The organism is Chryseobacterium sp. RU33C, assembly GCF_900156015.1.
In the GTDB taxonomy this organism is placed as follows: domain Bacteria; phylum Bacteroidota; class Bacteroidia; order Flavobacteriales; family Weeksellaceae; genus Chryseobacterium; species Chryseobacterium candidae.
Genome location: NZ_FTMT01000002.1, coordinates 119,875 through 140,435 on the forward strand (window position 1 = coordinate 119,875; position 20,561 = coordinate 140,435).

23 protein-coding genes are annotated in these 20,561 nt (G+C 36.2%); 19 read left to right on the plus strand and 4 right to left on the minus strand.

What is annotated here, in order from left to right; genetic code table 11:
* Nucleotides 1-36 precede the first annotated feature (36 nt).
* The gene (locus BW946_RS02355; protein ID WP_076594637.1) at nucleotides 37-561 is read left to right on the plus strand and encodes a DUF1697 domain-containing protein; all 525 of its coding nucleotides are present in this window, start codon (nucleotides 37-39) and stop codon (nucleotides 559-561) included.
* 230 nt (nucleotides 562-791) lie between these two features.
* Here the strand turns inward: BW946_RS02355 and BW946_RS21880 are convergent, their stop codons facing one another.
* Nucleotides 792-1,199, minus strand: coding sequence for a leucine-rich repeat protein (locus tag BW946_RS21880; protein ID WP_410493438.1), 408 nt, complete (start codon nucleotides 1,197-1,199; stop codon nucleotides 792-794).
* 115 nt (nucleotides 1,200-1,314) lie between these two features.
* Here BW946_RS21880 and kdsA point away from each other — a divergent pair, with 115 nt between their 5' ends.
* From kdsA to BW946_RS02385, 5 genes are all read left to right on the plus strand, one after another.
* Complete coding sequence (kdsA, locus tag BW946_RS02365; protein ID WP_076594639.1) at nucleotides 1,315-2,124, plus strand: 3-deoxy-8-phosphooctulonate synthase; 810 nt, start codon at nucleotides 1,315-1,317, stop codon at nucleotides 2,122-2,124.
* A 43-nt stretch (nucleotides 2,125-2,167) separates the two neighbouring features.
* On the plus strand, nucleotides 2,168-4,405 hold the full coding sequence (locus BW946_RS02370; protein WP_076594640.1) for a TonB-dependent receptor plug domain-containing protein: 2,238 nt from the start codon (nucleotides 2,168-2,170) through the stop codon (nucleotides 4,403-4,405).
* A 134-nt stretch (nucleotides 4,406-4,539) separates the two neighbouring features.
* Complete coding sequence (locus BW946_RS02375) at nucleotides 4,540-4,920, plus strand: HYC_CC_PP family protein (RefSeq protein ID WP_228402419.1); 381 nt, start codon at nucleotides 4,540-4,542, stop codon at nucleotides 4,918-4,920.
* Nucleotides 4,921-5,037: 117 nt separating this feature from the next.
* Nucleotides 5,038-5,511 carry a DUF3347 domain-containing protein gene (locus BW946_RS02380; protein ID WP_076594641.1) on the plus strand — a complete coding sequence of 158 codons (474 nt, stop codon included), beginning with the start codon at nucleotides 5,038-5,040 and terminating at the stop codon, nucleotides 5,509-5,511.
* Nucleotides 5,512-5,600: 89 nt separating this feature from the next.
* Nucleotides 5,601-8,072, plus strand: coding sequence for a multicopper oxidase domain-containing protein (locus tag BW946_RS02385; RefSeq protein WP_076594642.1), 2,472 nt, complete (start codon nucleotides 5,601-5,603; stop codon nucleotides 8,070-8,072).
* Nucleotides 8,073-8,341: 269 nt separating this feature from the next.
* Here BW946_RS02385 and pncA read toward each other — a convergent pair whose 3' ends face one another.
* Entirely contained in the window at nucleotides 8,342-8,947 is a 606-nt protein-coding gene (gene pncA / locus BW946_RS02390) for a bifunctional nicotinamidase/pyrazinamidase (RefSeq protein WP_076594643.1), read from the minus strand.
* A gap of 213 nt (nucleotides 8,948-9,160) precedes the next feature.
* On the opposite strand from pncA, the gene BW946_RS02395 reads away from it, so the two are divergent.
* The 5 genes from BW946_RS02395 (at nucleotide 9,161) to BW946_RS02415 (ending at nucleotide 12,482) form a co-directional block, all read left to right on the plus strand.
* A complete protein-coding gene (locus tag BW946_RS02395) occupies nucleotides 9,161-10,303 on the plus strand; it encodes a DEAD/DEAH box helicase (protein WP_076594644.1) in 1,143 nt (380 codons plus the stop codon).
* A 217-nt stretch (nucleotides 10,304-10,520) separates the two neighbouring features.
* Nucleotides 10,521-11,057 carry a YfiT family bacillithiol transferase gene (locus BW946_RS02400; RefSeq protein WP_076594645.1) on the plus strand — a complete coding sequence of 179 codons (537 nt, stop codon included), beginning with the start codon at nucleotides 10,521-10,523 and terminating at the stop codon, nucleotides 11,055-11,057.
* Entirely contained in the window at nucleotides 11,051-11,512 is a 462-nt protein-coding gene (locus tag BW946_RS02405) for a DUF1569 domain-containing protein (protein WP_228402421.1), read from the plus strand. Before BW946_RS02400 ends, BW946_RS02405 begins: the two co-directional genes overlap by 7 nt.
* Nucleotides 11,509-11,889: a bacillithiol system redox-active protein YtxJ gene (gene ytxJ, locus BW946_RS02410; RefSeq protein WP_076594646.1), complete on the plus strand. Its 381-nt coding sequence runs from the start codon at nucleotides 11,509-11,511 to the stop codon at nucleotides 11,887-11,889. The genes BW946_RS02405 and ytxJ overlap by 4 nt, the downstream gene beginning before the upstream one ends.
* Nucleotides 11,886-12,482: a Crp/Fnr family transcriptional regulator gene (locus BW946_RS02415; protein WP_034698263.1), complete on the plus strand. Its 597-nt coding sequence runs from the start codon at nucleotides 11,886-11,888 to the stop codon at nucleotides 12,480-12,482. The genes ytxJ and BW946_RS02415 overlap by 4 nt, the downstream gene beginning before the upstream one ends.
* 123 nt (nucleotides 12,483-12,605) lie before the next feature.
* Here BW946_RS02415 and BW946_RS02420 read toward each other — a convergent pair whose 3' ends face one another.
* Nucleotides 12,606-14,027 (minus strand): aminotransferase-like domain-containing protein, encoded by a 1,422-nt coding sequence (locus BW946_RS02420; protein ID WP_076594647.1) that lies wholly within the window; start codon nucleotides 14,025-14,027, stop codon nucleotides 12,606-12,608.
* Nucleotides 14,028-14,123: 96 nt separating this feature from the next.
* Between BW946_RS02420 and BW946_RS02425 the strand changes: the two genes are divergently transcribed.
* The 7 genes from BW946_RS02425 to BW946_RS02455 all read left to right on the plus strand — a co-directional run bounded on the left by BW946_RS02425 (nucleotide 14,124) and on the right by BW946_RS02455 (nucleotide 18,424).
* Nucleotides 14,124-15,008 carry a DMT family transporter gene (locus tag BW946_RS02425; protein ID WP_076594648.1) on the plus strand — a complete coding sequence of 295 codons (885 nt, stop codon included), beginning with the start codon at nucleotides 14,124-14,126 and terminating at the stop codon, nucleotides 15,006-15,008.
* Between the two features lie 339 nt (nucleotides 15,009-15,347).
* A complete protein-coding gene (locus BW946_RS02430) occupies nucleotides 15,348-15,941 on the plus strand; it encodes a Crp/Fnr family transcriptional regulator (protein ID WP_076594649.1) in 594 nt (197 codons plus the stop codon).
* Nucleotides 15,942-15,991: 50 nt separating this feature from the next.
* Nucleotides 15,992-16,606, plus strand: a complete 615-nt coding sequence (locus BW946_RS02435; protein ID WP_228402423.1) for a Crp/Fnr family transcriptional regulator — start codon at nucleotides 15,992-15,994, stop codon at nucleotides 16,604-16,606.
* A 179-nt stretch (nucleotides 16,607-16,785) separates the two neighbouring features.
* A complete protein-coding gene (locus BW946_RS02440) occupies nucleotides 16,786-16,992 on the plus strand; it encodes a hypothetical protein (RefSeq protein WP_076594650.1) in 207 nt (68 codons plus the stop codon).
* Nucleotides 16,993-17,041: 49 nt separating this feature from the next.
* Nucleotides 17,042-17,359: a hypothetical protein gene (locus BW946_RS02445; protein WP_076594651.1), complete on the plus strand. Its 318-nt coding sequence runs from the start codon at nucleotides 17,042-17,044 to the stop codon at nucleotides 17,357-17,359.
* A gap of 69 nt (nucleotides 17,360-17,428) precedes the next feature.
* Nucleotides 17,429-17,755 (plus strand): hypothetical protein, encoded by a 327-nt coding sequence (locus BW946_RS02450; protein ID WP_170872044.1) that lies wholly within the window; start codon nucleotides 17,429-17,431, stop codon nucleotides 17,753-17,755.
* A 168-nt stretch (nucleotides 17,756-17,923) separates the two neighbouring features.
* Nucleotides 17,924-18,424, plus strand: coding sequence for a CinA family protein (locus BW946_RS02455; RefSeq protein WP_076594653.1), 501 nt, complete (start codon nucleotides 17,924-17,926; stop codon nucleotides 18,422-18,424).
* Between the two features lie 34 nt (nucleotides 18,425-18,458).
* Here the strand turns inward: BW946_RS02455 and BW946_RS02460 are convergent, their stop codons facing one another.
* Complete coding sequence (locus BW946_RS02460; RefSeq protein ID WP_228402426.1) at nucleotides 18,459-19,247, minus strand: AraC family transcriptional regulator; 789 nt, start codon at nucleotides 19,245-19,247, stop codon at nucleotides 18,459-18,461.
* A gap of 116 nt (nucleotides 19,248-19,363) precedes the next feature.
* Between BW946_RS02460 and BW946_RS02465 the strand changes: the two genes are divergently transcribed.
* The gene (locus tag BW946_RS02465; RefSeq protein WP_076594655.1) at nucleotides 19,364-20,500 is read left to right on the plus strand and encodes an Atu1372/SO_1960 family protein; all 1,137 of its coding nucleotides are present in this window, start codon (nucleotides 19,364-19,366) and stop codon (nucleotides 20,498-20,500) included.
* Nucleotides 20,501-20,561 lie beyond the last annotated feature (61 nt).

The window sequence follows — 20,561 nt, forward strand, 5'->3', positions numbered from 1 at the left end:
TGCAACCTGATATCTAAAACCTGATCCCTGAAAAAGATGAAATACTGTGCTTTTCTCCGCGGCGTCAACGTAAAAGGAACCAATATGAAAATGGCTGATGTATGCCAGGTTTTTAAAAATGCCGGAATGAAGGATGTGAGTTCAATTCTGGCTTCAGGAAATATTGTTTTTTCTTCGGATAAAAAGGTAGAGGAACTGAAAACCATTTTGGAAAAAGCGATGTCGGAACATTTTTCTTACGAAGCCTTTTTATTTGTAAAATCTCAGGAAGAGATAGAGGTGTTCTGGAACAGTATTCCTTTCGAAAAGAATGAAAATTTTCATATTTATGGTTTCGTAGGAATTCCTGGAGTGGAAAAGGTTTTGATGGAGGAGTTTAAAAAAGCGGCACAGGCTGAAAACGAAAAGGCAGAAATTATTAATGATCTATTTTACTGGCAGGTTCCGAAAGGAAGTACCTTAGATTCTACTTTCGGGAAAGTTTTAGGAAAGAAAAGTCTTAAAGATCAGTTTACCAGCAGAAATGTGAATACATTTGAAAAGATTCTGAAGAAATTCTAATAAATCATCGCGGATGCTTCGACAGGCTCAGCATGACATCGTTATAAATTAACCTTGCTTGCAAAGACTTTATCACCCAGCAAATTCCATAAAGACTGATTTCCTGAATAAAAACAATCATAAGCTATTGATTGTAATATTTCAGTATCGATTAACATATCATCTTGTAAATGTTAATAAAGCAGTTAGTATTAGAGTTGTCATGCTGAGCCTGTCGAAGCATCTATTAATTATCGATTGCATTTAACATATAGTATTAGAGCTGTCATGCTGAGCCTGTCGAAGCATCTATTAATTATCGATTGCACATTAACATATAGTATTAGAGTTGTCATGCTGAACCTGTCGAAGCATCTATTAATTATCGATTGCACATTAACATATAGTATTAGAGTTGTCATGCTGAGTCTGTCGAAGCATCTATCAATTATCAAGTACACATTAGCATATAGTATTAGGGTTGTCATGCTGAGCCTGTCGAAGCATCTATCAATTATCAAGTACACATTAGCATATAGTATTAGAGTTCTCATGCTGAGTCTGTCGAAGCATCTATCAATTATCAAGTACACATTAGCATATAGTATTAGAGTTCTCATGCTGAGTCTGTTGAAACACCTATCTATTATACCGCAAATTCAAAAATCCAAAAGACTCAAAAACTCATGCAGCCATAGCCTGTTAAAGCAATCAAATAATTTCCATTTGTGAAACTTTCTCAGTATTTTTACTGAACTTTTTAATTACAATAAAATGATTCAGTATTTAGATAATATTTCGCACAAAGATTCAAAAAACTTTTTCCTTATTGCCGGACCTTGTATCATTGAAGGAGAAGATATGGCGCTAAGGATCGCTGAAAAAGTAATCAATATCACAGATAAATATAATATTCCCTATATTTTCAAAGGAAGCTTCAAAAAGGCTAACAGAAGCCGTGTAGATTCTTTCACAACCATTGGTGAAGAGAAATCTCTTGAGATCCTTAAAAAAGTAGGAGAGACCTTCAATATTCCTACCACTACAGATATTCATGAGAATGAACATGCGGCACTGGCAGCACAGTACGTAGATGTTTTACAGATCCCTGCATTCCTTGTACGCCAGACAGACCTATTGGTGGCTGCAGCAAAAACCGGAAAATGTGTTACTTTGAAAAAAGGACAATTTCTTTCTCCGGAAGCCATGAAGTTTGCCGTTCAGAAAATTACAGATTCTGACAATCAGAAAGTAGCCATCATTGAAAGAGGAAACTCTTTCGGTTATACAGATCTGATTGTGGATTACAGAGGAATTCCTACTATGAGAGAGTATGCTCCTGTTATTCTGGATGTTACACATTCTTTACAGCAGCCTAATCAAAGCTCAGGCGTTACAGGAGGAAGACCGGATCTTATTGAAACTGTTGCCAAAGCAGGAATTGCAGTAGGAGCAGACGGAATTTTCATCGAAACTCATCCTACACCCGAAACCGCGTTATCTGATGGTGCCAACATGTTAAGATTAGATTTATTAGAAGATTTGTTACAAAAATTGACAAGAATTAGAGAATCGATTTTGTAATTGTTAAAAAAACATTAATTTTAGAAATTCTAAAACATTTCTTTTGAAAAAACTAGTTTTACCGCTAAGCCTTATGGTCCCTGTACTGTTTTTCTCCCAACAAAGGAAAAAAGATACAGCAACCACTAAAGTGACCGATATAGAGGAAGTTGTCTTCCAGAAAAAAGCAACAGGAAGAACCAATGACCTTACCAACGTAAGAATTTCAGCGAAAGAAGCAAAATCAGTAGCTTCTATTAATGGTGGGATTGAGGGATTGCTTAAAACACTGCCTTCCGTAAACTCCAATACCGAGCTGTCTTCCCAATATATGGTTCGTGGTGGAAACTATGATGAAAACCTTATCTATATTAATGATATTGAAATCTACAGACCTTTCCTGATCAGAAACTCACAGCAGGAAGGGATGAGTATCATCAACCCGGATATGGTGTCTGCAGTAAATTTCTCTGCAGGTGGATTTGAAGCCAAATATGGGGATAAAATGTCTTCCGCTCTGAATATCTATTACCGTGAGCCTGAAAAATTTGAAGTTTCAGGTGAGGCCAGTTTAATTGGAGGAAGATTAACAACAGGTCTGGCTTCCAAAAATAAAAAATTTACAGCCTTATTTTCCGGGAGATACAGAAATACCAACCTTGTTCTTAATACTTTAAAAGAAGATACAGATTTTAATCCAACCTATTGGGATTTCCAGTCTTATCTGAACTATCATGTGAGTGATAAATTCAGCATGTCATTCATCGGATATTATTCCAAGAATGATTATGAGATGATTCCCAGAGCCAAAAGTGTAACTTTCGGAAGTCTTCAGCAGCCTATTACCGTCAATATTGGTTATGGAGGTCAGGAAAATGACCAATATAAAAATATGATGGGTACATTTTCTATGAACTATAAGCCTGCAGACAAATGGAAGCTTACTTTAGATGCTTTTGCTTATCAGAACAGAGAAAGAGAATATTACACGATACAGTCAGCTTACGAGCTGCAGACTTTTGATCCGGTAACACAGCAGCCTGTGACTTCTTTCGATGTAGGAGGACAGATAGAGCATGCAAGAAACGATTTGTTTGTAAGAACATACGGAACACAGTTCAGAGCGAAATTTTCACCTAATGTAAATACCGACTTTGAGGTTGGTTTTAAATATGAAAAAGAAAACCTGAAGGATCTTACCAATGAGTGGAAACTGATAGATTCTGCCGGATATAGCCTTCCAAGGCCGGAAATTATTGATCCTAGAACAGGAACAACAGGCGATCTTAAGCTTGCTTATTATATTGCCGGACAAAATAATATTGAGCCTACAAGACTTTCAGCATACGCACAGTATTCACAAAAGTTCTACTGGGGAGCCAGTAAAGTATTTGTGAATGCCGGAGTACGTGTTGCCAACTGGAGTTTCAATAAAGAAACCATATTCTCACCAAGAGCTCAGTTTGCCATCAAACCGGACTGGGACAGTGATATGTTGTTTAAAATTTCAGGGGGAATCTACTATCAGGCTCCTTTCTATAAAGAAATTAAGGATTTAGATGGTAATTTTAATTCCAATATAAAATCACAACGCTCTATCCAGGTCATTCTTGCCAATGATTATGAGTTCCAGATGTATGACAGACCATTCAAACTGACAACGGAACTCTATTACAAGAAAATGGATAATCTGATTCCTTATTATATGGATAACGTAAGAATACGATATTCGGGGCAGAATAATTCCAAAGGATATGCCTATGGTATTGATACCAGATTATTCGGAGAATTTGTTCCAGGTGTAGATTCTTGGTTATCTGCGAGTTATGCAAGGGTGTATGAAAATATTGACGGAAGAGGAGATATTCCAAGACCTACAGATCAGAGGTTGAGGTTTGCCATGTTCTATCAGGATTATATGCCAAGTTTTCCGTCTATGCGCGTGAACCTTACTCTTGTGTACGCTATGGGATTACCTACAGGAGCTCCCGTCATGTTTAACAGTAACGGACAGCCGGATTTTGGCTCAGCTTATAATTATCAGCAGACTCTTCCTTCCTATAAAAGGGTAGATTTAGGGCTGACAAAAGTATTTATTGATCCGAAAGAAAAAAATAAGAGATCCGGTTTCTGGGGTAATTTTGAAGAACTGACATTAGGCGTTCAGGTTTTCAATGCATTTAACATCAACAATACTGTTGCAAACCAGTGGATCACAGACTATAACAGCAATTATATGTATCCTGTTCCGGTACGTCTTACAGGGCGTTTCTTCAACGTGAAGCTGGAATTCAAACTATAAAATTACGATCAAAAATAAAATAGCAGAGAGCTTTCGAATTTTTTCGGAAGCTTTTTTGTTTACCCGAATTTTATAACAACATTACCAAATTCTATAACAAAGGTTTCAGAGATCTTTTTACCTTTGTCTTATCAATGAAAAAGATTCTTGCCATATTATTTTCTATTTTCTACTTCGGATTTTCTTCCGGAGCAGCTTTTAGTATTCATTATTGCATGAAAGAATTTGTTTCTGTAAGTCAGAAAGCAGATGATATCTGTGGAAAATGCGGTGTTAAAGACAAAAAAGGATGCTGCAAAACAGAGATTAAAATAATAAAAACAGATGATTCCCAGAAGTCAGATCTGCTCAAAATTGATTTTTTAGGCCAGATTTCAGAGATCCCTGTGAAACAGCAGTTTGCAATTGTAGACAAGTCTTTTTCGGCAACCAAATTTACCCAGATTCAGATCAATGCACCGCCAGAATACCGGCCGGTACCAATCTACATTAATCATTGTAATTTTAGAATTTAGAATCCGTCAGTCGTTTCCGGTATCATTTTCATATACTGTTTAGGCGACATGTTCTGACGCATTTACTGATGCGTTACCCATTTCTTTATTAAAAAATTAATTCTAAAATTTAAAACAATGAAAAAATATATCATCACAGCCGCCTTATCTTTATTCTCAATCGTTTCATTATCTGCACAATCTAAAAAGGATGCTCAGGTTTCTAAACTATACCAGAATTATATTGCTATCAAATCAGCGTTAGCTTCAGATGACGCAGAAAAAACTTCAAAAGCCGCAACAGAATTTATTAAAACAGCTTCTGTTATTGATTATAAAGTAGTTTCTGAGGGAAATCTTAATATTCTCCGAAAAGATGCTTCTGTTATTTCTGAAGCAAGAAATGTTGCCGCACAAAGAGAAACCTTTTTCAATCTTTCGGATAATATGATTGCTTTAACCAAGCAGTTCAAACTTTCCGATAAACCAGTTTACGTTCAATATTGCCCAATGGCAGACGGAAGCTGGCTAAGCGATGAAAAACAGATCGTTAATCCATACTATGGAAAGTCTATGCTTTCATGCGGAAGTGTAAAGTCAGAGATTAAATAATTATCGTATTATTCATTAAAATAATAAGTTGCATAACTTGAGTTATAATTAACTTTAAGTTATGCGACTTCTAAAAAGTTCGAAATATTATGAAAAAGCTGATAATGTTTCTGGTGCTTTTGTTCTCTGTATTTACTTTCGCACAAACTACAAAAATATCTTATACATGCCCCATGCATCCTGAAATTGTTTCAGATAAACAGGGAAAATGCCCTAAATGTGGGATGGAATTGGTAGAAAAAGAAATTGATTCTTCTATAAATACGGAAAATCCTAAAGAAGAAAAATCTATTTTAAAACGTAATTCTGAAAACGGAAAAATTACTTTTGGAGGGAAAACGGTTCGTTATGATCTCTATGTAAAAGATACTATTGTTAATTTTACAGGAAAAAACAGAAGAGCCATTGCGATCAATGGAAGGCTTCAGGCTCCTACTTTATATTTTACAGAAGGTGACACCGCCGAAATCTACCTGCACAATATGCTTAAAGAAAATACAGGGCTGCACTGGCACGGAGTAATTCTTCCCAATGAGCATGACGGTGTTCCATACCTTACTACAAAACCTGTAAAACCGGGAGAAACCCATTTATACAAATTCAGGATTTCTCAGAACGGAACCTATTGGTATCATTCTCATGAAGCGCTTCAGGAACAGATTGGGATGAATGGTATCTTGGTTTTCAAAAAAAGAGAAGGCGAGCCTCAATCACAATATAATGCTGAAATTCCGGTATTATTGGGAGATTGGAGTGATGATGATCCTATGCAGATTGCAAGAAGACTTCATATGGCCAACACAGACTGGTATGCGGTAAAGAAAAATGCAGTACAGAGTTACTGGGAAGCCATTAAATCCGGGAATTTAGGTACAAAGGCCCTGAATGAATGGAAAAGAATGGAAGCGATGGATGTAAGTGATGTCTATTACGATAAATTCTTAATCAATGGTACTCCCAGTTCAGATTATTCTGATTTAAAAGCTGGTGATAAAGTAAGGCTGAGAGTTGCCAATGGAGGTTCATCTACCTATTTCTGGCTCAATTATGGAGGCGGAAAGATAAAAGTAGTGGGTAATGATGGTAACGATGTTGTACCAACAGAAGTTGACCGCCTGATTGTAGGAGTTTCTGAAACCTATGATATTGAAGTGACAATTCCCGAAAATAAAAGCTTTGAATTCAGAGCAACTTCTGAAGACAGAATAGGACACGCTTCTCTTTGGCTGGGTTCAGGTGAAAGGGTTGAAGCTCCCAATCTTCCAAGGCTGATGCTTTTTGAAGGAATGAAAATGATGAACGGAATGATGGAGATGAGCGGAAATATGAAACCGATGAATATGACGATGGGAAACCAGATGATGGATATGAATGAAGTGATGTATCCGGAATTGTCTGAAAATCAAAGAAAAACTACGGCAAAGCATATCAATGAGATGATGGGCATAAAGACGAAAGAAGATAAAAAAGAAGATCATTCTCAACACTCTGGAATGGATATGGGAGAAGAGAAAACGATCAAGAGACTGTCTTACAATATCTTAAAATCTCCTGAAAAAACGATCCTTCCAACAGACAGCATTCGTGAAATGAAATTTACGCTGGAAGGAAATATGAACCACTATCTTTGGACGCTGGATAATAAAACGGTAACAGAAACGGATAAAATTCTGATCAAAAAAGGAGAGGTTCTTAGAATCACGATGTATAACAATTCTATGATGCGTCACCCGATGCACCTTCACGGTCATGATTTCAGATTAATCAATTCAAAAGGAGAATACTCTCCCTTGAAAAATGTAGTAGATATTATGCCGATGGAAACGGTAACAATAGAATTTGCTGCCAATCAGGATGGAGACTGGTTTTTCCACTGCCATATTTTATACCATATGATGGCAGGAATGGGAAGAATCTTCAGCTATGAAAATTCAAAACCTAATCCTCAGCTGCCCAACAGAAAACTGGCCTGGAAAAACTTTATTCAGGATAATAAAATGACCAGTTCTATGGCAATGCTGGATGTTGCAAGCAATAAGATCCACGCAGAGACAATGACGATGTTCGGACCAAGATGGGCTAACCTTAATGAGTTTCATTCCAACTGGAATTTTGATCATTTTGAAGGAAGTGCAAAAGTAGGACGATTTTTAGGAAAATTCCAATGGGCGCTTCCTTATGCAGGAGTAAGAGTTCAGAAGAATCATGAAATTATAGAAAGACAGATGGCAGAAGATATGGGAATGGATTTTTATGGTAAAAAGACCTGGTTCGGACAGCAGAAAGCTTCAAAAAACAGATTTGCATTCATGTTGGGAATGCAGTATGTATTGCCAATGTTGATCACGGCTGATACAAGTGTCGATCAGAACGGAAAAGTATTATTAGAGCTAAGTCGTGAAGATATACCACTTTCCAGAAGGCTGAGAGGGAATTTCAGTGTCAATTCAGACGGTGAGTTTTCAACAGGACTGAGATATATTTTTCAGAAATGGCTGTCCCTTTCAGGAAATTATGATAATGAAATGGGCTGGGGTGCAGGTGTTACTTTAACCTACTGAATAAAACCAAATTATAGTAAAAAGCTGTCTCTTATTGAGGCAGCTTTTTTTGGACACGGTCAATTTTCGTGTGGAGAATTTCTTTGTAAACGCAGAGAATAGATGATTCTACGGTATAGTTTAAGGCAGCAAAGAGATGTAACTTTAAGTAATACATTCGCTTAGAAATGATCAATGGAGTGGATTCCAGCTTTTATCCCTTAAAAATTTCTGCGCTTTTTTATTGTATTAAGTCATAAATTTTAAAACTCATAACTCATCATTTATAATTATCCTAGCACTGTAACTCCTTTTTCAATCATTTCATAGATGGCATCTCTGGCGTTATCAGGTTTTACGTTGACAGCACGTGTACCGTTGAAATGAAGACAAGTTACATATCCGTTGGCTACCGCATCCTGTGCTGTGAACTTAACACAATAATCCAGGGCCAGTCCAACGATTTCTACCAATTGAATGTCGTGATATTTTAAGAAGTCATCCAAACCGGTTTTCATAAAGTGGTTGTTATCCTGGAAACCGCTATAGCTGTCAATTTCAATATTTTTACCTTTCTGTACAATATGGGTTACTTTGTCTCTGTTCAGATCTTTATGAAATTCTGCTCCGAAAGTTCCCTGAATACAGTGATCCGGCCACATAAACTGAGGAACACCATTTAAAATAATACTTTCTCCTACCTTTCTTCCATTGCTGCTCGCAAAGCTTTTGTGCCCTGCAGGATGCCAGTCTTGTGTAAGAACTACCTGATCATATGCATTTTCCTCCATCAAAAGATTGATGTATGGAATAATTTCGCTGGCTCCAGGGACTGCAAGTGCTCCGCCTTCACAAAAATCATTCTGTACATCGACTATTATTAACGCTTTTTTCATATTTTGATTTCTCGAATTTTTGATAAATTTACAAAACTAATCTTCAAAAATTTGTCCAAACCTAAATTATCGGACAAATCGGCAACATAAATTTTTCAATGCATATCAGGAAAGAACTTAAAAATTAAAATAATTAAGTTTTGTCTGCAGCGTATGCTATTTTGAGACCCAAACCAAATATCAATAGCTTATCTTTGCGGAAATAAGTATTTTATGTCATTTGAATCGTTAGGATTATCACACAATATTATTCGTTCTGTCAAAAAACTAGGGTATTTAAAACCGTTCCCAATACAGGAGCAGGCTGTTCCTGTCATTTTACAAGGGAAAGATCTCATGGGAATTGCCCAGACAGGTTCCGGTAAAACGGCTTGCTTTGTAATGCCGATTCTGGAAAAACTACAGAATGCAGAAGTTAAAAAAGACCGTAATGTTCAGGTTTTGATATTGGTTCCTACCCGTGAGCTGGCAATCCAGATTGATGAAGTGTTCAGAGAGTTCACAGAAAATTTAAAGAGAGAAGTTCGTACAATGGCAGTGTATGGAGGGGTTTCTATCAATCCACAAATGAAGGGAATGTTTGGTGTGGAAGTTTTGATTGCCACTCCGGGACGTTTGCTGGATTTGATTGATCATAATGCAGTGAGTATTTCGGGAATTAAGCATCTGGTGATTGATGAAGCTGATAAAATGTTTCAGCTGGGCTTTGGGGAAGAAATGAATAAACTTTTTGCCATGATGCCTGTAGCGAAACAAACTACTTTGTTTTCAGCGACCCTGAATGATAAAGTTTCAGAAATGAAAGAACGCCTTTCTATCAATCCCACGATTATTGAAATTACAAAAGAAGAAGTTGAAATTGATAATATCGAACAGCTGGCGTATCATGTTGCTCCGGAAAATAAAGGACCTTTTTTACGATATCTGATCAAAGAAAAGAAAGTGGAAAAGGCTTTGATTTTTGTTTCGTCTACAAGATCTGCAGATAATCTGGTAGAGAAACTTAAAAAGAATAAAATAAAAGCGGTGGCCATTCACAGTCAGAAGTCTCAGGGAGCGAGAAGAAACAATCTTGAAGAATTTAAAGTAAACGGAGCTCAGATCTTGGTGGCTACAGATTTAATAGGCCGTGGAATTCATATTGAATCCCTGCCGTGTGTGATCAATTACGAGTTACCCCGTTCGCCGCTGGATTATATCCACCGTATTGGCAGAACAGGACGTGCCAATGAAAAAGGAACGGCAATCAGTATTCTGACGGATGATGAATTGCAGCATTTTCGGGTGATTCAAAAGAAAATGGGTAGAAAAGTAACCCTGCAAAGAACAGAAGGTATTGATTTACATGGATATTAATCATTGATTATAAATAGAAGGGCTTCAGTTTATACAATTGAAGCCTTTTTTAATGGAAAATCGATACCACAAAAATCATTATCGGTACAATTAATGCTTTATTCACTTTAAATTCTTGAATTTTTGATAAATTCGCACAAGCTGATATTCGTAAATTATTCTAATGAATAATGAGAGGACAAATCGGCAATAATTTAAAAAAATTAAAACCTGAGTAATGAGTGATTTAGAGAAAAAAAAGTTTCCAATAGGACCATTTGAAGTTCCTGAAAACATTTGTGATACCACATTGGATACTTATATCAACGTAATTAAAGACTTTCCCGGCAGACTAAAAAATCTCATTGAACATTTTACAGATGACCAGTTAGATACTCCTTACAGAGAAGGAGGCTGGACGGTAAGGCAGCTTGTGAATCACCTTTCTGACAGCCATATGAACAGTTTTATCCGTTTCAAACTGGCTCTGACAGAAGAAAACCCTACCATAAAACCTTATGATGAAGCGAAATGGGCGGAACTTCAGGACAGTTTTCATATGCCTGTAAAACCGGCAATGAGAATGTTGAAAGGAACACACCAAAGATGGGTAGTTCTTCTTAAAAGCCTTACGAATAAACAGTTTGAAAGAACTTTTCATCATCCTGAGCATCAAAAGAATTATAATTTAAGAGAAAGCCTAGCTTTATACGTGTGGCACTGTAATCATCATTTTGCTCATATTGAAAATCTGAAGATAGAAAAAGGTTGGTAAGGAAGAGTCTCAATAATCCAATATATTATCAGGAAATTAAAGACAGAATTTCCCTGTTATCTGAAAATTCTCATGGAAAATGGGGAAAAATGAATGGGTGTCAAATGTTAAAGCATTGTGATCTGGTTCTTCAGGTGGCTTTGGGAAAGCTGGAACTTCCCCGTATTCATGTTATGTTTGAGGCAATAGGGATTTTTACTAAAATAGAAATGTATATTTTCAATAATGGAATTCCCAGAAACATGCCTACTTTTCAAAAACTAATCATTAATTTTGAATGTGATTTTGATGTATCAAAAGCCAATCTGCTGAAAACACTGGAGGAATTCCGGGAAGCTTGTGAAAAACACAGACTGCCGGAACGTCACAGATTATTTGGTAAAATGACTGAAAAAGACTGGACATTTTTAGAATACAAACATCTTGATCACCATCTAAAACAATTTAATGTATGAGTTTTTTTGATAAAATATTCGGTGGAAAAAGCGAAACCCCTGACCAAAAAACATTCTGGAAAAAGATAGAATCTGAGGAGGATCTTACAAAAGCTATAGAAGACTCTTTTCAGAATAAGATTGCAATATTCAAACATTCTACAAGCTGTTTTATCAGCAGAACTGTTCTGAAAAATTTTGAAAAAGAGGTAGAGAATTCAGACCAGCCGGTGAATGTGTACTATCTGGATTTATTGGCTCACAGATCTCTTTCCAACAAAATAGCAGCAGATTTTGAAATCAGACATGAAAGTCCGCAGCTAATTGTCATAGAAAACGGAAAACCTGTTAACAGTGCCTCGCACCAGGACATTTCTTTAAGTCAGATTGTATCATGAAGAATATAAATAATTATTTAGCCAAAGTTTTAAATGTTCCGCTTCAGAATGTAAACACCTGCAGCCTGCACTATGAAGTAAAGAAAATTCCTAAAAACCAGTTTCTTCTTCAGTATGGTGAAATCTGCCGTCATATTTTCTTTGTAGAAAAAGGGCTGATAAAGATGTATTCCATTGATAAAAACGGAAAAGAACATATTATCCAGTTTGCCCCGGAAAGCTGGCTGATTTCTGACCGAAGCAGCCTTTATTTCAATGAAAAATCCATTTATTATATAGAAGCAGTGGAAGATTCTGAAGTTTTGTTTCTTCATCCTGATTTCTTCAACAAGCTGGTAGAACAGTTTCCAAACAGCATAGAAAGAAGTGATTTCCTTCTTCAGAAACACATCAGAAGTCTTCAAAACAGAATCAACTCCTTATTGGGAGAAACTGCAGAAGAAAGGTATATGAAATTCATAAAAATGTACCCGGATTTACTGCTGAGAGTTCCACAATGGATGATTGCTTCCTACCTTGGAATTACTCCTGAAAGTCTGAGCCGTGTAAGAAAAGAGCTGGCAAGAAAAAATTTCATCCCGGATAATAAATAAGAAAGGCCGGAAGAAGGAAGCTTGAAGTTCTGGTGAATATAAAAGAACTTCAACAGCTATTGTTTAGATAGAATTGAAATAAGTTATTCTTAAAACTATAATAACTTCCATCATCCATCTTCCTTACTTCAAATAAATCTTTTTGGCAAGCTGTCCAACATGTCTGAGTTTCGTCTGTGTATTTTCCGACCAGGGAAGCCCTATACAGAGCCTCATACAGTTTTCAAACTGCTCCTGAAAGGTGAACATTCTTCCGGGAGCTATACTGATGTTTTGCTTGATGGCGAGATCGTACAATTCTGTTGTGCGGATATTTTTATCAAATTCTACCCACAAAGACAAACCTCCCTGAGGACGGCTTGTTTTCGTACCTTCCGGAAAAGATTCTGCAATAGTCTGTACATAGTTCTGATAATTGAACTGTAATGTTTTGCGAAGCTGCTGGAGATGCTTTTCATATTTTCCGGATTTCAGGAAGTTAGCCACTGCTTCATTCACAATGGAAATAGAAGAGGTAGAATGCAGAAGTTTCAGCTTCATGATTTTTTCTTTGTATTTTCCCGGAGCAATCCAGCCCACACGATATCCGGGAGCCAGAGTTTTTGAAATTGAGCTGCAATACAATACATTTCCGTTTGTATCAAAAGATTTGCAGCATTTCGGACGGCTGGAACCAAAATAAAGGTCTCCATACACATCATCTTCTATCAACGGAATATCATTTTCAGAAAGTATTTTTACAATTTCCTTTTTATTCTCATCAGGCATACAGCTTCCCAAAGGCGAATTAAAATTGGGTATCAACAGGCACAGATCTATTTTAGGAATTAATTTTTTTAAAGTATCGATTTCTATTCCGGTAGTAGGATGGGTAGGAAGTTCCAGAACCTTTAAACCCAATCCATTGGCAAGCTGTAGAATTCCGGGGTAGCAGGGACTTTCGATCGCAACGGTATCTCCCGGTTTTCCCAAAGCCATCAAACAGAAAGAAAGGGCATTCATCCCGCCATTGGTGGTAATCAGATCATTTTCGCTAAGATTTCCTCCCCACTGTAAGGAACGTACTGCAATCATTCTTCTTAATTTCAGATTTCCCTGAAGCTCTTCATATTCGGTTCCTCCGTCTTTTAATTCTCTGGTGGCATTTACAATTTCTTTCTTCAGTTTAGCCTGAGGTAACAGATCTCCGGAAGGAATTCCAATTGAGAAAAAGGTAAGGTCTTTTTTACCCATATTTTCATATACTTTACTGATCAGCTCATCCGGTTCATCGTTATTGGCGATCAATGACGGACGGCTTACTTCGGGCAAAGGAAGTTTTGCAGAGAGCAGCTGGCTTACAAAATAACCGGATTGCGGCCTGGACTCTACCAATGACTGGGATTCCAGTTCCAGAAAAACACGTTTGGCTGTATTCATACTTACCTGATGCTCCTGGCATAGCATTCTCACTGAAGGAAGCTTGTCTCCAGCCTTTAGAATACCATTTCTGATCTGTCCTGCAATGCCATCTGCAATTTCTGTATACAAAAATTCTTTACTCATATTTTTAAACTGTGCTCATGCAAATATACAAAACTGATACTGTGTTTATCGAATTATCCTTTCTAATTTTGAACATCAATTAAAAGTTTGAATACAATGTTGACAAAACAAATATCAAAAGATGAAAATATAAGTGGCTGGATCAATGGTTTTATAGGGGTAGTCTTGTTTAGTGGAGGTTTGCCGGCCACTAAGTTAGCCGTAATGGAAATGAGTCCCATTTTTGTAACGATTGTTCGTGCAGCTGTGGCAGGAGTTCTGGCACTGGTTGTATTATGGCTGGGTAAAGAAAAACGGCCTGTCAAAAAAGATTTAATCCCGTTATTGCTGGTTTCTCTTGGCTGTGTGGTAGGGTTTCCCCTTCTTTCTGCATTGGCTCTTCAATATCTCACTTCAGCGCATTCTATTGTATTCCTGGGAATGCTGCCTTTGGCAACTGCAGTATTTGGGGTTATGCGAGGTGGGGAAAGACCTCATCCTATATTTTGGTTTTTTTCTATTATAGGAAGTCTTTTGGTGATCGGCTATGCTGTTTCGCAGGGAATATCAGCTTCACCTATTGGCGATATTCTGATGCTTTCTGCTGTTATTTTATGTGGGATGGGCTATGCTGAAGGAGCTAAATTATCCAAAACATTGGGAGGATGGCAGGTAATTTCCTGGGCTTTGGTATTGGCGCTGCCTGTAATGATTCCTTTATTTTTTATGTATTTCCCGGCTGATATTCAGAATGTCAGCTTTCAGGGATGGTTTGGGATGGCTTATATCTCTCTTTTCAGTATGTTCATTGGTTTTATATTTTGGTATAAAGGATTGGCACAGGGTGGAATTGCTACTGTTGGTCAGTTACAATTGCTTCAGCCTTTCTTTGGCCTCGCACTCGCTGCATGCTTTCTTCATGAGCAAGTGAGTATGGGAATGCTTGGTGTAACAGTAGGAGTGATACTATGTGTTGCAGGAACTAAGAAATTTGCAAAATAAGTAGAAGTGCGATCCTTAAAAATCCTTTTGCTGCTGCAGTAGGATATATGGAAAGCCTTATTTCTTTTTGAAATGAGGCTTTTCTTTTTCATAATCAAAATGTTGCAATAAATTTCCTGCGGTTTTAATTCTCAAATGACAAATATAAAATAGATTCGTTATTAAATGTAAATCCATAAGATAAAATAAGTGATAATCACTAAAAAAATTAACACTATTTAACTTTTTAAATAATTGTTAAGGTGTGGTTTTTGTATACGCACTGTAACCGATTACCAATGATATTTTTACTAAGAATAAGAAGATAGGAATAAGAAAACAATTCCAAAAAAAGCTATTATGGTTATCGACGAAAATATTTTGATTTCAGCGGGAGCAGAAACAAAGCATTATATCCCTTCAGAAACAATTTTCTTTGAAGGGCATATTCCTAATTATTATCAGATTATTAAAGGGGAAGTAAAACTTAACAATTATAATGAGGAAGGTAAAGAGTTTATTCAAAATATTTTATCAGACGGGGAAAGTTGTGGAGAATCTATCCTTTTTATAGAAAAACTTTATCCTGTAAATGCGGAAGCCATTACAGAATGCAGCGTTTTAAGACTTCATAAATCTGCTTTTTTCAATCTGCTGAATCAGTCTCCGGAATTATATATGGAGGTAAACAGCTTCCTGTCAGAACGTCTTTATTATAAATTCATTATGATGCAGAGCCTCTCATCTCAAAACCCTTCTATACGGCTTAGAGGACTAATGGATTACCTTAAAAGTTCTCAAAAAGATCGTACTCCTTATTCTTTTTTAATTCCCTTAACCAGACAGCAAATGGCTAGCTTTACAGGGCTTTGTGTGGAAACCGCTATAAGAGCGATTAAACATATGGAAAGAGATAAAATTGTGAGAATTGAAAATCGCAAAATTCTATATTAATCTTGTTTCAGGCATATTATTTGTTTTTTTATTTAAAATATATCGAAATTATGAAAACAATAAGCTGCATGAATATTGATGAAAATCTTTTGTACTCTTTTGGTGCAGAAGATAAGAACTATAAAAAAAGGGAATCGGTTTTTAGAGAAGACGATCATGCAATTTATTATTTTCAGATCAGTGAGGGGAAAGTAAAACTGAATAATTATAATGAAAACGGAAAAGAATTCATTCATAATATTCTGGGTAAAAAACAAAGCTTCGGAGAAGCTATGCTTTTCCTCAATCAGGATTATCCAATCAATGCCATATGTCTTGAAGATTCCCGGATTATAAGACTTCCCAAAAAAAAATTCTTTGAAATGATCACGCAGAATCCTGATCTTTCTCTGGAAATGAATGCATGCCTTTCACAGGAAATTTTTTACAAATTAAAAATGATGCAAAGTTTGGCATCACAAAACCCCATGCAAAGATTAAAGGGTTTACTTGATTATCTTAAAAGCTATCATGATGAAGACTGCCATCAGTGTTTCCATATTGCATTTACTCGGCAGCAGATCGCCAATCTTACAGGCCTGCGTGTAGAAACTGTGATCAGAAACTTAAAAAAAATGGAAAAGGAAGGGATGCTTTCTTTACAAGATCGTAAAATTTTATATTAAATATGATTTTAGTGACTCAAATCATAAAAAAGTGAGTTATTCTTATGTACATTTGATGCAACAGTTTTCAATACCATTCCTGAGATATTAATTAAGATGAATATAAAATATTCATTTTTTGAAATTGCTGTTTAGTGTCCAGTAACGATCTGTAATAATCAATATTATAAAATCATATTATGGCGTGTGAAATCAAAAAATCCGTCAATACGAATTCCACAATAGAAAAGCCGGAAGGAAACGATGGATTAATAGTAGAACATGACACAGAAAAAACTTTGCTTCACCCATTTTTTGTGAGTGCTTTAAAAAGTATTTATAATCATGAGAATGAAGATAGCAAGCTGGCAGATACTACCGGTTTTGACGATAAGCGTAGAGATTAAAAGGGTACATTATATTTTATAGTTTGCTTATCACAGGCTTATTTTAACCATGAAATCAATATTTATGAACTCTCACAAAATAATACATAGCCTGAAAAACAAAGAATTTATAAAAATAATACATAAAGGAGACTGTTTTGAAGCTGGAGCAGCTGTTTATGCTAAAGAAATTGAAGAAAATATCTTTCTTTTGTTCATCATCCTGAAAGATATCGATATTGAAAATATACAAGCACTCATTGCTCATTTTGACAGCTTCACCAGCATTGGACTGAAAGAACCGGAACAAATCATGTTTTACCTGTCTATTAAAGATAAAAATGACCTCCATTATTTCGAGCAGTATTTGAAAGCTTCCCATAACTAATACCATTGTCTGAATATGATATTTGAGAACGACACCTTACGGGATTCCGGGTTGAATGATAAAAATAATATGATAGAGAATGAGTCTCTGTTTCCACCTATAATCAATTCATACGGAGTGACGGCCTTTCTGATCAATTCTTTGGAGAAGATCAAAAATAATGCAACGTGTGATATCCTTAAAGGAACAATAAATGCATGCATTGAAGAGTATATTCTTCATATCCGTGAATTTCATTCCAAGAATACATCGTTTACTGATGAGAGAGAAACTGAAGTAAGGTTTGAATCACCTTCTTTCACTTTATATGCAAAAACAGCTTATTACAAGGTTTTGAAAGAGGAAGAATATATCAGTAGATTTCTTGATATTCTTGAGAACAACAAAACAGATTAGGTTTTGAGCAGTCTTATTGAAAATGCCCTTGAATTGTAATCAGATCTTAAAAAAGACCTTTCACACCATTTACAATACTTAATCATGAAAGCTGCTGTATTCATTTGTTCAGCAGCTTTTTGGTCTCTTTTATAATCGTTTTAAATGAACCTCACAAAATAAAATATTATGGAATTTCAACAGAATCTTCTCAATTATATAAGTCAGTTTCTGGTAGCCGCTGACGAATCTGTTTCAATTGCGGAAAGTGTTACTTCCGGTTGTCTGCAGCTTGCTTTCTCACAGATGCCGGATGCCCTTTTATTCTACAAAGGTGGAATGACAACTTATACGTTGACTGAAAAAGTGAGACTTCTTAAGGTAAACAGACCCGGACCCGATGATCATGACGGAGCGGGGGAAGCAATTTCTCAGGCTATGGCTCTCAGTGTGGCAAAACATTTTGAATCCGACTGGTCCATTTCTACAACGGGTTATTGCACCCCAGTTATTAATTCTGGATATAAGGTTTTCGCCTATTTTTCATTTTCCTATAAAGGAGAAATAATTCTTACCAAAAAATTAGAGCTGCATCCTAAGACTCAGGCTTTGAATGCTCAGCTATACTATACAGAATTTATTCTTGGATGTTTTAAAAGTGAACTCAACAGGATGCTAATTCTAAAATAGACATTGGAATTAAATGATAGTGTATACAAAAACTTTAATTTTTATTCACCTTTGGCTTTGTCTGCATAATTGCAAAATATGATGTTGTAAATGCAGACAGACTTTGGTAACCCACCTTATACGCTACTTCACTCAAAGTATATTGTTGGGTATCTATTAACTCAATACTTTTTAAAACTCTGGTCAACTGAAGGTATTTTTGTAAGGTAATTCCTGTTTCATTTTTAAAAATTCTCTGGAGACTTCTCACAGACATTTGTGCTTTTTCTGCTAAAGAATCAATATTCAGATTATATTTAAAATTAGAATTGATATCATTGCATACAGGAATCAGTCTTGTATCAGCAGGTACAGGAATTTCCAGGCCGCTGCTTTCCTTGCAGAAATTGGGAAGGCTCTTTAAAATAGCTTTAAAAAAGATATCCTGTTCTTCATTTTCATCAAGAGACTGGTTCCATTTTGAGGCATACAAAAGCATTTCTTTCAAAACAGGCGGAACAGCAAATATCTGAACATTCTGATAAAATTCATCTTCAAAAACAGATGTGAAAAGAAATACCATCAGATTAACGGTTTGTGCCTCTGAGGTAATTTTATGGGCTTTTCCTGAGGGAATCCAGATGACATGATGCTGTGGTACAAGATAAATTTTCCTGTCAATATGAAAATACTGATAACCTTCTTCCACAAAAGTAAGCTGAGCACGGGTATGCCTGTGCTCATAATCATCATGTTTCCAGTTTTTTTCGCACCACACATAAGCTTCTTTTTCTATTGAATCTACAAACTGGCTTTCCGTTTTTTCAATCAGGCCACATTTCATATTGTCGTTTTGTATGTATATTTTGGCAAATTTAATAAAAACGACAGTAGTAATTTTGTATTATAAATGTAATAACTACATGATTAATTCAAAATACAATCTATATCTTATTCAGAATGAAAAAATTATGTCTTTTTTTTATTTTAATTTTATTATCTAATACCAACAACATCATGGCACAAAATAAAGCTAAAATATTGGTTCTTATCCATTCAGACAATGGCGGAACTTACGAACTGGCTAAAGAAATAGCCAAAGGAATGGAAAGCGAAAATAATGCAGTTCCTTATATCAAATTAGTCAAAGCCTCACAGAATCCAACCCTGAAAAATCTTCCTGTAGCAACAGTAGATGAACTCACATCTTATGATGGAATTGCTTTTGGTTCGCCGGTTTATTTCGGGAATATCAGTACGGGGATGAGTGAATTTTTATCGAAAACCGTTCAGTTGTGGACTAATCATGCTTTGGAAGGAGTTCCTGCCACTGTCTTCATGTCTGCCGGAAGCGGAGCAGGAAAAGAACTTGCGCTTCAGGCATTTTGGAACAGCCTTGCGGTACATGGTATGATATTGGTTTCTAATGGAATTCGTGGAACTGAAGAACTTAATAAAGCTATTCCACAGGGAAATACCGTTTTAGGAGTTACAAGCATGGCTTCTTTAAAAGATGTTGAAAGACCTACTAAAGGAGAAAGAAATATTGCTGAGCTTCAGGGAAAAAGCTTTGCAAAAGTAGCATTTGCATTAAAAGATACCCACCCGAAAAAAACTGTTGCTATTGCTGAACATCACCCAAATTTCAATGAAATATTGAAGCAGAAAAATATTACACTTCCACAGGTTCCAAAACCTGCAGGGAATTATCAGCCGTTTGTCCGTTCCGGAAATCTGGTATTTATCAATCAGGTTGCCCTGAAAGACGGGAAAATTTTCAATCCGGGAAAATTAGGTGTTGAAGTAAATGAGCAGCAGGTAAAAGACGCTACAAAAGTAACCATGCTGAACGTAATTTCAGTATTAAATGAAGCGGTGGGAGGAGATTTAAGCAGAGTAAAACAATGCGTACAGCTTACAGGAATCTTTAATACCAAAGATGATTATACAAAACATGCAGATCTGATGAACGTTGCTTCCGACCTTGCTGTTGAAGTCTTCGGGGAAAAAGGAAAACATGCCAGAGCTACTTTGGGGGCATCTTCTATTCCTGTGGGTTCTTCGGTAGAAATTCAGGCTGTTTTTGAAGTAGAGTAAGCTGTTTTTTTTAAATTACAATACAGGTGTCTCAGATATACTCAGATGGTAAGGCTATAAA